Annotated in this window: 10 protein-coding genes; 3 read left to right on the top strand and 7 right to left on the bottom strand. The window is 60.1% G+C overall.

All coding sequences use genetic code 11. The features are described from left to right. Positions 1-120 precede the first annotated feature (120 nt). A complete protein-coding gene (locus DCC24_RS06585; protein WP_146206297.1) occupies positions 121-849 on the bottom strand; it encodes a hypothetical protein in 729 nt (242 codons plus the stop codon). Between the two features lie 171 nt (positions 850-1,020). Here DCC24_RS06585 and DCC24_RS06580 point away from each other — a divergent pair, with 171 nt between their 5' ends. Beyond that, positions 1,021-2,319, top strand: coding sequence for an O-acetylhomoserine aminocarboxypropyltransferase/cysteine synthase family protein (locus DCC24_RS06580; RefSeq protein ID WP_110099129.1), 1,299 nt, complete (start codon positions 1,021-1,023; stop codon positions 2,317-2,319). An 18-nt stretch (positions 2,320-2,337) separates the two neighbouring features. Beyond that, positions 2,338-2,853 (top strand): CoA-binding protein, encoded by a 516-nt coding sequence (locus tag DCC24_RS06575; RefSeq protein WP_110099128.1) that lies wholly within the window; start codon positions 2,338-2,340, stop codon positions 2,851-2,853. 187 nt (positions 2,854-3,040) lie between these two features. Here DCC24_RS06575 and DCC24_RS06570 read toward each other — a convergent pair whose 3' ends face one another. From DCC24_RS06570 to DCC24_RS12645, 3 genes are all read right to left on the bottom strand, one after another. Next, positions 3,041-7,927: a YPDG domain-containing protein gene (locus DCC24_RS06570; protein ID WP_146206296.1), complete on the bottom strand. Its 4,887-nt coding sequence runs from the start codon at positions 7,925-7,927 to the stop codon at positions 3,041-3,043. Beyond that, complete coding sequence (locus DCC24_RS06565; protein WP_110099126.1) at positions 7,909-9,984, bottom strand: YPDG domain-containing protein; 2,076 nt, start codon at positions 9,982-9,984, stop codon at positions 7,909-7,911. Before DCC24_RS06565 ends, DCC24_RS06570 begins: the two co-directional genes overlap by 19 nt. 167 nt (positions 9,985-10,151) lie before the next feature. Further along, positions 10,152-11,048: a thiamine pyrophosphate-binding protein gene (locus DCC24_RS12645; RefSeq protein WP_110099125.1), complete on the bottom strand. Its 897-nt coding sequence runs from the start codon at positions 11,046-11,048 to the stop codon at positions 10,152-10,154. Here DCC24_RS12645 and DCC24_RS06555 point away from each other — a divergent pair. Then, the gene (locus DCC24_RS06555; protein ID WP_146206295.1) at positions 11,029-11,688 is read left to right on the top strand and encodes a hypothetical protein; all 660 of its coding nucleotides are present in this window, start codon (positions 11,029-11,031) and stop codon (positions 11,686-11,688) included. The two genes, DCC24_RS12645 and DCC24_RS06555, sit on opposite strands and share 20 nt — an antisense overlap. A gap of 102 nt (positions 11,689-11,790) precedes the next feature. Here DCC24_RS06555 and DCC24_RS06550 read toward each other — a convergent pair whose 3' ends face one another. From DCC24_RS06550 to DCC24_RS06540, 3 genes are all read right to left on the bottom strand, one after another. Further along, the gene (locus DCC24_RS06550; RefSeq protein ID WP_110099123.1) at positions 11,791-12,321 is read right to left on the bottom strand and encodes a TetR/AcrR family transcriptional regulator; all 531 of its coding nucleotides are present in this window, start codon (positions 12,319-12,321) and stop codon (positions 11,791-11,793) included. 90 nt (positions 12,322-12,411) lie between these two features. Next, the gene (locus tag DCC24_RS06545) at positions 12,412-12,843 is read right to left on the bottom strand and encodes an SRPBCC domain-containing protein (protein ID WP_110099122.1); all 432 of its coding nucleotides are present in this window, start codon (positions 12,841-12,843) and stop codon (positions 12,412-12,414) included. 53 nt (positions 12,844-12,896) lie between these two features. Further along, positions 12,897-13,415, bottom strand: a complete 519-nt coding sequence (locus DCC24_RS06540) for a DUF2306 domain-containing protein (protein ID WP_146206294.1) — start codon at positions 13,413-13,415, stop codon at positions 12,897-12,899. Positions 13,416-13,482: the final 67 nt, after the last annotated feature.

Here is a 13,482-nt window from a genome sequence, read left to right as displayed (position 1 = left end):
GATGAAATCAAGGACGCGTCCGGAATACGACAGCCCGGTACAGATGATCTATTATAGGAATATTTCTTGATAATGCGAAGATGAGACTGATTCCCCCAATGTTGGGGACGCGGTGCGGTCTTAGGCCCGGAATTGCTGGAAACCAATGTGGTCCTGCAAGTCTCTGATCTCAACGGGTTGCTCATCCAGGTCACCGGCGATTTTCCAATCACCATCGACCCACTCCATCGCCAACAACAACGAGGCTCGAGTGGTGTGGGTGCCGTCAAAGCTGGTGACCGCGACCTCAATCAGCCCAGCGTCACCGTCGTAGCGGACCACCCGAAAACCACCGATGGCGGATTCTTCGCCAGTGAAGCGATCCCGTACCTCGTCGATCACCTGGGAACTGTTTTGTGATGCATCGTCCCCGGGCCCCAGGGGCATGGCGAGCGCGGTGTCGTCGAACCGGTCCGGGTTCGTCAGCATGGCGGTGTACGACACAGCGGCAAACATCATGCCCCGTGGCGAATGCTCAAAACAACTGGGCACTCCGCCATCATTGCGCTGGCCAGGCCCGTATTGCTCAGAGACGGGGAAGAAAATATTGCGGTGGTTTTCCCAGTCAGCGTCGGGGGTGCTTCCAATGGATCCTTCACGCGCGACACCGCCGAGCCCACAGATCGAATCCGTGGTTTCGCCGGTATAGATTGCCTCTTGTCCCACACCCTCGGCATCGGGACCCACCGCACGCACGACGCCGAAGATGATGATGGCCGTGATGCCGATAGCGATCAGCGCAATGGTGAGCACACCTTTTCCCGTGACCCAAAAGTTCTTGCGCTCGCTCGTCGATTGCATTTCACTCATCAAGTCCTCACACACTGATCCGGTTGGCCTCGGCGACGCTCTATCTAGTCTAGGTGACCTCATGAGTCATAAAGGTCGCATTCTCTCCGGAGCGCGAGAACAATAGACGAGAAGAGAAATAGACCCCTCATGCAGTGATCTGCAATGGTGACCTGAAATGAAAGGACGACGATGGCTGAACGCCAATTTGGGTTCCGCACCCGTGCTTTGCACGCCGGGACCGTTCCCGATGCGGTGCATGGATCGCGTGCACTCCCGGTATATCAGAGCACCTCATTCGTCTTCGAATCCACCGAGGATGCCGCGAACCTGTTTGCCCTGCAGAAATACGGCAATATCTATTCGCGCATTGCCAACCCCACAGTGGCCTCGTTTGAAGAACGGATGGCATCTTTAGAGGGCGGTATCGGCGGGGTAGCGACGTCGTCAGGTATGGCCGCAGAGTTCGTGGTTTTCGCCGCACTGGCTCAGGCCGGGGACCACATTGTGGCCTCATCGCGACTCTACGGTGGCACGGTGACCCAGCTGGATGTCTCGTTGCGTCGTTTCGGTATCGAGACGACCTTTGTGGATTCCACTGAGGCCACCGACTTCGAAGCCGCGATACAACCCAACACCAAAGCGGTCTACACCGAGATCGTCTCTAATCCTTCCTCGACGATCGTGGATTTGCCCGGTCTCGCACAGGTGGCCCATCACCACGGGGTTCCTTTGGTGGTCGACTCCACGTTGACCACCCCCTATCTGATTCGCCCGTTTGAGCACGGCGCCGATATCGTCATCCATTCAGCAACGAAGTTCCTGGGCGGACACGGCACCACCTTGGGTGGGGTCGTGGTGGAGCACGGCACCTTCCCCTGGGATAACGGCAACTTCCCGTCGATGACTGAGCCGGTGGAGTCCTATAACGGGCTGAGCTGGTGGGGCAACTTCGGAGAATACGGGTTCTTGACCAAAGTGCGCAACGAGCAGCTACGCGATTTCGGCCCGACCTTGGCACCACAGTCAGCCCAACAACTGATGTTAGGGATTGAGACCTTGCCACAGCGCATGGACGCGCACATTGCTAATGCACAACAGGTCGCCGAATGGCTGAACGAGGACTCGCGCATTAGCTACGTCAACCATGCGGGGCTTCCCGACAACCCGTACTACGAGCGGGGGACACAGCTCTTGCCACAAGGGGTCGGCTCGGTCTTCAGCTTCGGGGTGAAGGGAGGTCGCGACACCGGAAATACCTTCATCCAAAGCGTTCAGTTGGCATCCCATCTAGCGAATGTTGGCGATGCTAAAACGCTGGTGTTGCACCCGGGTTCGACCACGCACCAGCAACTCTCAGATGAACAACTGGCTGCTGCCGGTATTCCGGATGATTTGATCCGTATTTCGGTGGGGATCGAAGACGTCGACGACATTATCTGGGATCTTGACCAAGCGTTAACCACCGCCACCGATGGTGCAAGCCACTAACTCCAGGAAAGGACCATCATGAGCACAGCATTGCCAGACCGCACCTGGACCGGCCCCTCGGCTCCGGAACGTTTGAGTCTGCTTCGCCAGAGCCAGTCCATTGCCATCGTGGGCGCCTCGGATAAGCCCTCTCGCGCGTCCAACTTTGTCGCCACTTACCTGCTTAGTTCCACCACCTTCGATGTGTATTTCATCAACCCGGTTCTCGCGGAGAAGGGTGGGAAAATCCAGGGCCACAAGGTGTATCCGAGCCTCGAGGCACTGCCCGTCGTACCCGATATCGTTGACGTCTTCCGAAAACCCGAAGACACTCCCGGGGTTGTCGAAGAAGCCCACAACGTCGGGGCCAAGATCGTCTGGCTCCAGCTGGGTATCTGGAATGAAGAGGCAGCACACCTGGCCGAGTCGTATGGCATGAATATCGTCATGGACCGTTGCGTGAAAATTGAACACGCTCGCTTCCATGGCGGGCTGAACCTCGCTGGTTTCAACACCGGGGTCGTCTCTTCGCGCCGTCAGGAATTAGATCGGTAGAACCAGATTCGTGCAAGGGACCACGATGAGGGGCTTTCACACGTATGTGAAAGCCCCTCATCGTTTATGCCACACCGCCACGCCCGTCGTGGACGCCTAAAAACGCCAGTGGCCGGTCCCGTGTAGTTCCGAAGAACCCGGGACCGGCCACCGCCAGTAACTACACCACTAGTAGCAGCGCAGAGTCTTAGTCCTCAGACTTGCGACGACGGGCCAACAGGCCACCGGCCGCAGCCAGCAGACCACCCAGACCCAACGCGCCCAGCACGCCAGCACCAGTCGAAGCCAGCTTGTCACGGTGGTCACTCGACGCATCGGAGGCGTCACCAGCGCCATCGCCAGCACCGTCACCAGAACCGCCATCACCAGGCTTGCCGGAACCGTCACCAGCACCGCCATCACCAGGCTTGCCGGAACCGTCACCAGCACCGTCACCAGCGCCGCCATCACCAGGCTTACCGGAACCGTCACCAGGCTTGTCGCCACCGTCACCAGGCTTGTCGCCACCGTCACCAGCACCGCCATCATCAGATGGCTCGGTCACGGTCACGGTGATCTCATCGATCACGTTGCCGTCCTTGTCCTTGACGACCACCACAATGGTGTCACCAGGCTTCGCATCCTTATCGATTTCGACAACCAGGTTGCCGTCCTCGTCGATCGAGGCACGTCCTGGGCCTTTCACCTCAACAGTGGCGCCCTCAGGAACCTTGCCACCCTCATTCGGGATCACGATCCGCTCACCAGGCTCACCCTCAGCGTCACCCCAGTTTGGCTTCTCCTGATCACCAGGTCCCTCACCATCATCAGATGGCTCGGTCACGGTCACGGTGATCTCATCGATCACGTTGCCGTCCTTGTCCTTGACGACCACCACAATGGTGTCACCAGGCTTCGCATCCTTATCGATTTCGACAACCAGGTTGCCGTCCTCGTCGATCGAGGCACGTCCTGGGCCTTCCACCTCAACAGTGGTGTCCTCAGGAACCTTGCCACCCTCATTCGGGATCTCGATCCGCTCACCAGGCTCACCCTCAGCGTCACCCCAGTTTGGCTTCTCCTGATCACCAGGTCCCTCACCACCATCAGATGGCTCGGTCACGGTCACGGTGAAGGTCTCGGTGTCAGTGGAGCCATCCGGGTAGGTCACGGTCACGGTAATTTCGGTCTTGTCGCCCGGGGCGGCACCTTCTGGGGCAGTCACCTTGATAGTGTTGCCATCCTCGCCAACCTCAACGGTCCAACCGTCCTGATCGGACGCAACTTCGACCTGAGAGCCTTCCGTCAGTTCGTCACCGTTATTCGGCACCTCAACAGTCTGACCTGGTTGAGCAGTGGTGTTGTCCCAGTTCGGAGTTACCTCGCTCGCTTGGTCACTGCCAGGTTCTTCACCACCGTTATCACCACTCGGGTCGTTGACGGTCACGGTGAAGGTCTCGGTGTCAGTGGAACCGTCCGGATAGGTCACAGTTACCGTGATCGTGGTTTTATCACCCGTGGAGGCATTCTCCGGAGCAGTGACAGTTATCCCGTGATCATCGCCGACGGTCACGTTCCAGCCATCCTGGGAAGAAGTCGCTTCGACCTCAGAACCTTCCGGCAACGCATCACCATTATTCGGCGCGGTCACCGACTCGCCCGGCGCCACTTCTTGGTTATCCCAGTTGGGCTGAACCTCAGCAGCTTGGTTGTTGTTGTCATCGTCATCACCGACAGCCGGGTCAACGACAGTGACGCTGACCTGTTCGTTATCAACAGAACCATCCGGGTAGGTGACTTGGACAGTCACCACAGCCTTCTCACCGTGCGAGGCACCTTCTGGTGCAGTCACGGTCAAAGTGCCGTCGTTGGTGGCCGAAACTTGCCAGCCTTCGGCATCAGTGCTGGCTTCAACGGTGGAACCTTCCGGAATCTCTTCGCCCGTGTTCGGAACCTCAACGGACTCACCGGGGGCAACCTGGCTGTTCACCCACGTTGGAGTGATGTCATCAGCCTGGGTCCCGGCTTCGTCATCGTCGCCACCACCATTGGGATCGTTGACGGTCACGGTGACCCGCTCTACGTCCTGCGAACCATCCGGGTAGGTCACGGTCACCTCAATAGTGGCCTTATCACCGTCAGCAGCACCCTCAGGTGCGGTGACGGTCAGGGTACCGTCATCGGTGGCCGACACCTTCCAACCTTCGGCATCGGTAGTGGCCTCGACGTTGGAGCCTTCCGGCAGTTGGTCGCCGGAATTCGGGATATCTACCGAGCCACCAGGCTCCACGGTACCGTTCTCCCACGTCGGAGTGGTGGTGTCAGCCTGGGTGTCGTCCTCGCCACCACCGCCAGGCTCATCCACCGTCACGGTCACCGTGACCTCATCAGTGGAACCATCCGGGTAAGTCACGACCACAGGAATCTCAATGGTCTCACCAGGGGTAGCACCCTCCGGGACGGTGAACGTGATCTCACCAGTGTTCTCATCAACACTGACACCCTCAGGAGCATTCTCACCAGCCTGGAACGAGGTCCCCTCCGGAGCCTCGGCCTCATTACCGTCAGCGTCGGTGAACGACGGAGCCGGAACACTCACCTGCTCACCCGGAACACCAGAAGCATCCTCATACGCGGGCTCGAAGGTTTCAGCCTGCGCCGGAGCCTTCGGGTCAACATCAATGGTCACCGAACCCTCAAAGGTCGGTTCACCATCCTCATCAACAACCCGAACCGGAACCTCAACCGCACCATCAGTATCAGCATCCTCACCAGCATCCACGGTAATCTGACCCGTCTCCGGATCCACCACCACCGTAATGTCATCAGCAGGATCCTCGGTGCCACCATCCCAAATAATGGTATTACCCGACTCATCAGAAGGATCCTTGACGAAACCGTCCGGCAACTCACCAAACTCAAACCGGTCACCCTCACCCTTCTCAGCAGGATTACCCTCAGCATCAGTAATCACCGGATCCACAGACACCTGACGATCCCCATCATCACCCACCGTGACATCCGGGTACGACACAACACCAGGGTCAACAACCTCCGGCTCATCCACCGTCACGGTCACCGTGACCTCATCAGTGGAACCATCCGGGTAAGTCACGACCACAGGAATCTCAATGGTCTCACCAGGAGTAGCACCCTCCGGAACAGTGAACGTGATCTCACCAGTGTTCTCATCGATGGTCACACCCTCAGGAGCGTTCTCACCAGCCTGGAACGAGGTCCCCACCGGAGCATCAACCTCAGCACCGTCAGCGTCGGTAAACGACGGAGCCGGGACACTCACCTGCTCACCCGGAACACCAGAAGCATCCTCATACGCGGGCTCGAAGGTCTCAGCCTGCGCCGGAGCCTTCGGGTCAACATCAATGGTCACCGAACCCTCAAAGGTCGGTTCACCATCCTCATCAACAACCCGAACCGGAACCTCAACCGCACCATCAGTATCAGCATCCTCACCAGCATCCACGGTAATCTGACCCGTCTCCGGATCCACCACCACCGTCATGTCATCAGCAGGATCCTCGGTGCCACCATCCCAAATAATGGTATTACCCGACTCATCAGAAGGATCCTTGACGAAACCGTCCGGCAACTCACCAAACTCAAACCGGTCACCCTCACCCTTCTCAGCAGGATTACCCTCAGCATCAGTAATCACCGGATCCACAGACACCTGACGATCCCCATCATCACCCACAGTGACATCCGGGTACGACACAACACCAGGCTCAACAACCTCCGGCTCATCCACCGTCACGGTCACCGTGACCTCATCAGTGGAACCATCCGGGTAAGTCACGACCACAGGAATCTCAATGGTCTCACCAGGAGTAGCACCCTCCGGAACAGTGAAAGTGATCTCACCAGTGTTCTCATCGATGGTCACACCCTCAGGAGCGTTCTCACCAGCCTGGAACGAGGTCCCCACCGGAGCATCAACCTCAGCACCGTCAGCGTCGGTAAACGACGGAGCCGGGACACTCACCTGCTCACCCGGCGCACCAGAAGCATTCTCATAAGCGGGCTCAAAGACTTCCGCCTGTGCCGGAGCCTTCGGATCAACGTCGATCGATACCGAACCCTCATACGTGGGGTTACCATCCTGATCCACAACCCGAACCGGAACCTCAACCGGACCATCAGTATCAGCATCCTCACCAGCATCCACGGTAATCTGACCCGTCTCCGGATCAATCACCACCGTCATGTCATCAGCAGGATCTTCAGTGCCACCATTCCAAATAATGGTATTACCCGACTCATCAGAAGGATCCTTGACGAAACCGTCCGGCAACTCGCCGAACTCGAACCGGTCACCCTCACCCTTCTCAGCAGGGTTACCCTCAGCATCAGTAATCACCGGATCCACAGACACCTGACGATCCCCATCATCACCCACAGTCACATCCGGGTAAGACACAACACCAGGCTCAACAACCTCCGGCTCATCCACCGTCACGGTCACCGTGACCTCATCGGTGGAACCATCCGGGTAGGTCACGACCACAGGAATCTCAATGGTCTCACCAGGGGTAGCACCCTCCGGGACGGTGAACGTGATCTCACCAGTGTTCTCATCAACACTGACACCCTCGGGAGCGTTCTCACCAGCCTGGAACGAGGTCCCTTCCGGAGCATCAACCTCAGCACCGTCAGCGTCGGTGAACGACGGAGCCGGGACAGTCACCTGTTCACCCGGCGCACCAGAAGCATTCTCATAAGCGGGCTCGAAGGTTTCAGCCTGCGCCGGAGCCTTCGGATCAACGTCGATGGTCACCGAACCCTCAAAGGTCGGTTCACCATCCTCATCAACAACCCGGACCGGAACCTGAACCGGACCATCAGTATCAGCATCCTCACCAGCATCCACGGTAATCTGACCCGTCTCCGGATCAATCACCACCGTAATGTCATCAGCAGGATCTTCAGTGCCACCATTCCAAATAATGGTATTACCCGACTCATCAGAAGGATCCTTCACGAATCCATCCGGCAACTCACCAAACTCAAACCGGTCACCCTCACCCTTCTCAGCAGGGTTACCCTCAGCATCAGTAATCACCGGATCCACAGACACCTGACGATCCCCATCATCACCCACAGTGACATCCGGGTAGGTAATAGCGCAGAGGCCGGAGCGTCAGGCTCAACCACGTTCACCGTGGCGGTCACGTGGTCAACGGATTTGTCAGCGTAGGTCACCACGACGGGGATCTCAATAGTGTCACCTGGGGTAGCACCCTCCGGAACAGTGAAAGTGATCTCACCAGTGTTCTCATCGATGGTCGCACCCTCGGGGGCGTCGTCCCGCAGGGCGTATTTTGCCCCAGCCGGGGCCGAAACATCCTTACCCTGGTTGTTCTTGTAGGTCGGTGCCGGAACAGTCACCTGTTCGCTCGGAGCGCCGGTCACTTCCTGGTAAGCCGGCTCGACTTGGTCTGCCCGAGCGGAGACTCGGAAAGCTGCCGAGTCCATAATGTTGCCGTTGATGATCAACCGCGCCTGGTAAACGGTTCCAGGCTTAGCATTTTGGGGTACCGTGAAGGTGCAGTTGGCAGCCTCAGCAGCCGAGGTAATCTTGCAGTCCTGACCGACCTGATTACCGTTTTCATCAACCCAACGGATCGCGTAATTCTGACCGGGGTAGAACACGGTATTGACGCTCGGGGTCACCACATCACCAACACCGGCGGTGTTGGCACCGGTGTCGTGATCAAGCGAAATGTCAGCACGGTTCGGGTCAGGCACCAGCGCGAAGTACACGTTGTACAGGGAGCCACGAGCCGGCTGCCAGAAGGCCGCGGTGTGAGTACCATCATTCGGATCACCAAACGCCGGGACAGTCCACGGCGTGTAACCAGCCACAATCTCATCGTCGGTATTAATCACGAAACCATACAACGCGTCAGCATTCGGGATAGGCTGATCGAAACGCACCGTGTACCGACCATTGTCCCCAACCGGGGCAACCACAGTTTGCTTAATATACTGCGGATTCGCTTCCAACAGCGCTTTCTGCTGCTGAATCCGCTGACCCGTGGGCAGATTACGCAAACCACGAATAGCCGAACTACCTTCCTCGCTCAGCACCGACATCACCACGCGAGTACCCGGAGCAGGACTCTCACCGGATGAGGTGGGGAAAGCAATGGAAATATCAGGTTCACCCGATTCCCACCAGACACGGCCGGAGACCATATTGTCCCCGTTACCACCCGTACCGGAGGTGTTGGACGGGGTGGGCACCGGACCTTCGTTATCAACCTTCCACTGATCACGCGGGGTCGTCAGGTAGCTAGCAGGATCCGCACCTTCAGGCTTCTCATAAACCCACACAGAACCACGTTGAGTGGAGAACTGTTCGGTGGTGAACGACCCGAAGAGACCATCACGGGTGGGGTTCATGAAACCGTTCATCATGCCCGGTCCTTGACGGATAGCCTTCAGCTCACCACCACCAGGACCAGCCTGACCCGGAGCAACCCACACCTTGATCCGTACGTCATTGACCGCGTTCATCGGCTCGTAGACGTGCAGGGTGCCGTTTTCATCTACCCAGTTGAGATCACCAAAACCGAAAGCCCCGTCAGTACCGGCCAAGTTGTGCGTCTTCGCGGTGAACACCGGGCTAGCAGGCGAGTCCTTATCCATCCACTGGAAGTACAGAGTCACATCATTCAACGCAGCCGCACCAGAGTTACTGGCGTCGAAAGACGCACCATTGCTGTAGTACAAACGACCTGAGAAGGTCCCCAACGACCCCCGGTTGGTGACAGCAGCAAATTGACCGTAGCGGCTGACTCGACCAGCAGCAATCGCATCCGCATCCACCGGGCCAGTGACTTCACTAGCGACCGGAGCCGGACGAGTACCCTGCGGATTCGTCGCACGCGGGTAACGATTTGTCGCACCTTCAGGGTTCACTTTCTTGGGGACAATGGCGTCACTGACGTCTTCTCCTGCTGCGGGAGCGTCTGTTGCAGGAGCGTCCGCTTGATCAGCTCGCGCCACGGTGGCCTGGGTCACGTCACAGACAACGCCACCACCAACCAAAGCAAAAGCGGTAAAGGCAGCCATGGCACCGCGCCGCCAAGCTGGCCACTGTCCGGCAGAGTTTTTGGAAATCTCAGTCATTACGGCTAGTCACTTTCTGTCGAGAAAAAACGTGACCACACCACAAAAGGCCGTGCACGCGCACAGACAAACCCTCTGAAGGTGATCGTGATGATAGACCCTGCGGCCGCTGTCACCGACCATAGAGTAACCTACCGCTCAGAATACCACGGCGTACAACTATCTAGTTATCTTTCGTTACAACAAATAACCCAAGTCCTGCAGAAGATCAGTGGCATATGTGCACCTCTTGAGACCGTGATCAAGAAGCCAGCCACTTGGAACCCGAATTGCTGCCCCTGAACGCTAAGCGGGGTCTTAAACACCGGTGGCCGGTCCCATGTGGTTCCGAACAACCCAGGCCCGGCCACCGCTGCAGGTGGACGGCCCAGCCCGCGGTCGACGCGGGCGGTGGAGAAGGCCTCGTGCTCGCTGCGCATCCGCTCCAGTCGGGTGCGGCGGGCTTCCGCTTCCGAGGTGGCCGGCACCTCGGCGGTCAGAGCCGGGAGGATGGCGGCCGAGCTGGAGGCCGGGATCGCATCATAGACGCGGAAGTCGGAAGTCACCGGCACCCCGTGGGCTACGCACCAGGCGGCCAGCTCGGCTCCACAGCCGTCTTGCCAGCCGTCACCGCCGATGACGACCGGTTCGGGCCGTCCGCCGGCGGAGTCCGGGTCATCGAGGACGAGAACCTTCTTCGCCGTGGAGCCGAACCACGCATGCGGGTCGAATTCCTGGAAGGACTCCCGATTGCGGTCGGGGATGGGGATAAGGCCGACGAACATCACGAGCGGCGTCTGGTCCTGATAGGCGGTGTGGATGGCAATCATCGCGTTCGCCACACCCGGTCCGCGGGTGACCATGACGACGCCGGGCCTGCCGGTCAGGCGCGCCTCGGCCAGGGCCATGAATCCCGAGCCACCTTCGTGGCGGGCGACGACGTTGGTGATCGGGGCGTCGTAGAGGATGTCGAGGAAGCTCTCACCGGACACGCTGTAGACGCGCTCGACGCCTTCGCGCACGAGCTGTTCGACCATGAGGTGGCCAGCGCTACGGCCTGCGGGAATGGATGGTTCGGAGGTCATCCGGGCTTCTCTTCTTTTCAGAAACGGTGAGCGGATGGCCTGCAGCGATCCTACCGAGGCACAGCCAGTCGAGTGCACGGCCGCGCCTCACGCGCGCCTGTCCGGCCGCTCCGACGCGGGTGAGCTGCGTTTCCTGTCAGAGGACCTCGGCCGCCGGCGCACCGCCCGCCGGATCGCTCTCGATGACATGCTCACAGCGATCCGGCTGGACTTTCGCGTGCTGTGGGCAGGGCTGACCCGCAGCGTCGATGCGGCCGATGCACCGCGCCTGTTTTCCTATGCCGAGGAGGTGCTCAAGACCCTCGAGGAGTACTCGTCATACGCACAGCGCGCCTACCTTAAGGAAGCCGAGGCGCTGGCGGCCGATGATGCGTTCCAGCTCCAGCGGCTGCTCACCCACTTCCTCTCCGCCGATGACCCGCGCCCGCTGACGCACCGGGTCGCCGAACCCGGGACGTGGGCGACAGAGCGCGAGGTGTGGGTGACGTTCCTCAACGAGCACCTGGCGGAGATGTTCCCCAGCGGCGGTCAGAGATCCAGGCTGGCCTGGCGACCATCGCCGCTGATGAGCGTGAGCGCGTCATCGATACCGTGCTCGTCTACCTCGGCTGCGGCTGTTCCGCGAGTGCACCGGTCTTGATGTCACCATCCCAGCCGAAGCTTTGGCAGTCCTGCTGGCTCTCGGCCGGCACCGCAGGCGGCGCGCTGATCCGAACAGTCAGATCCGCTCGATCAGATCCGCTCACTCGAACGCTTCGGCGAGTTCCTCCCAGGCGGCATCGACGTCGCTGCCGGGCGGCAGTCGCCCGTCGAGTTCGAGGATCGTGAGCCCGTGGGTGGCCGCCCACAGTGCTTGTCCGATCACCGGGTTTCCCGTGACGACGAAGAACGGCCGGCCGGACCACTCCTCCAAACCCTCAGGCAGCGCAGCCCGGTCGAGCGGCCCGCTCGTCGCCAGCCGGTAGAGCTCCGGTGACGCGGCAGCGGTGGCGCGGTAGGCGCGCAGCAGTAAGTCGATCGAGGCTTCAGTCTCGATCACCCGCCAGCATGCCTGCCCCATCCGGGCGAAGGCGTCGATGAGCAGCTGGGTGCGCACCGCCTCCTTGTTCGGCAGGTGCTTGTACAGCGACGGGGCGCGGATCCCGAGGTCGGTTGCCAGCATGCGCATGCTCAGCGCCTCCCAGCCCTCGGCTTCGACGCGGCGGCGTGCGGCGACGAGGATCTCGGTCTGGCGCGGGCTACGCGTCGGCAGCTCGATCGGGATCTCAGTCATGGGCACCAGTCTGCCGCAGATCGGCGGCCCGCTGCCCGATCGCCTCATTGACCTCGGCGAAGTCGGCTTCGAGGTCAGTACGCATCGACGTCATGAACGGCACGACGACACCGGTGAAGGTCTCCTGCGGGTCAGCCGGGTGCCGCCGGGCAGCGCTTCGAGCCGGAAGGAGTGTTCGCCGTCGGCGAGTCCCGGGACCCACATCCGCCCGATCCACGTCAGTTCGCGGCCGGGTTCGGCGGTCAGGATCGTGGGCGTGAAGGTCATCGTGCCGTCTGCGAAGATGACGGTGTTATGCAGCTTCTCACCGGCGGCGACGGTACCGGAGCTCTCGATAATCGAGGGATTCCATTCGCTGTAGCGCCCGGTGTCGGCCAGCACCGCCCACACCTCATCGGGTGAGGCGTCGAGTTCGGTGACGGCGACGATCGAGACCGGGTTGAGGCGACTGTAGGCGAAGATACCGGAGGCCAGGATGACGGGGATGGACAGGCAGATGGCGATGATGCGGGCGACGGTCATGGCGGGGGCTCCGTTCGGTGGGGTGACGCGTCAGTCACCAGTGGCTAACACTGTTAGCCTACCGGTGGCGAGGCCCCCTCGGCAATGCCCCTCTTCTTGCTTTTCGGCCCATCGCCGCCGCCGAGGCGGGCCTTGAGGACGGCGAACCACGCACCTGCGATGAGCGCGAGCGCCGCAGCGAAGGCTGTGAGCGCGACCGGGTTCGTCACCGCTGTCGTCCAAATGAGGCGGGTGGGCACGAAGGCTGCGAAGCCGAAGGCGATGAGGGTGCCGACGTAGGAGCCGACCATGTTGCCGATGTGCCCGCGCGTGTTGCCGCGCGCGGTCATCCAGACCCCGAGCGTGACGCTGACAGTGGTGAACACCGAGAGGCCGTGGAGGAAGGTGAAACCGTCATCGAGACCGAAGAAGAAGCTGGAGACGCAGGTGAGGTACATGAGCCCCACCCAGGTGCGCCCGAGCACCCGGTGCACGGCGTCGCGGCGGGGACGGAAGATGTTGATGGGCCCAATGATGAGGACGAGGAACGCAGCGCTGGCATGGACGACAACGGCGAGCGGGATGGTCTCCATACTCGGTAAGATAGTGACGCCGTCCAAGTGTGTGCAACGTGGATAGCCACACCCCGATTCAGTATCC

Origin of the sequence: Auritidibacter sp. NML100628 (assembly GCF_003185985.1) — a bacterium.
Classification (GTDB): Bacteria; Actinomycetota; Actinomycetes; order Actinomycetales; family Micrococcaceae; genus Auritidibacter; species Auritidibacter ignavus.
This window is presented reverse-complemented; position numbering and strand designations above follow the sequence as displayed.

What these genes read in the sequence shown, in the direction of transcription:
- DCC24_RS06585 (WP_146206297.1), bottom strand. Translation starts at nt 849, where the DNA reads ATGAGTGAAATGCAATCGACGAGCGAGCGCAAGAACTTTTGGGTCACG.
- DCC24_RS06580 (WP_110099129.1), top strand. Translation starts at nt 1,021, where the DNA reads ATGGCTGAACGCCAATTTGGGTTCCGCACCCGTGCTTTGCACGCCGGG.
- DCC24_RS06575 (WP_110099128.1), top strand. Translation starts at nt 2,338, where the DNA reads ATGAGCACAGCATTGCCAGACCGCACCTGGACCGGCCCCTCGGCTCCG.
- DCC24_RS06565 (WP_110099126.1), bottom strand. Translation starts at nt 9,984, where the DNA reads ATGACTGAGATTTCCAAAAACTCTGCCGGACAGTGGCCAGCTTGGCGG.
- DCC24_RS06555 (WP_146206295.1), top strand. Translation starts at nt 11,029, where the DNA reads ATGGATGGTTCGGAGGTCATCCGGGCTTCTCTTCTTTTCAGAAACGGT.
- DCC24_RS12645 (WP_110099125.1), bottom strand. Translation starts at nt 11,048, where the DNA reads ATGACCTCCGAACCATCCATTCCCGCAGGCCGTAGCGCTGGCCACCTC.
- DCC24_RS06550 (WP_110099123.1), bottom strand. Translation starts at nt 12,321, where the DNA reads ATGACTGAGATCCCGATCGAGCTGCCGACGCGTAGCCCGCGCCAGACC.
- DCC24_RS06545 (WP_110099122.1), bottom strand. Translation starts at nt 12,843, where the DNA reads ATGACCGTCGCCCGCATCATCGCCATCTGCCTGTCCATCCCCGTCATC.
- DCC24_RS06540 (WP_146206294.1), bottom strand. Translation starts at nt 13,415, where the DNA reads ATGGAGACCATCCCGCTCGCCGTTGTCGTCCATGCCAGCGCTGCGTTC.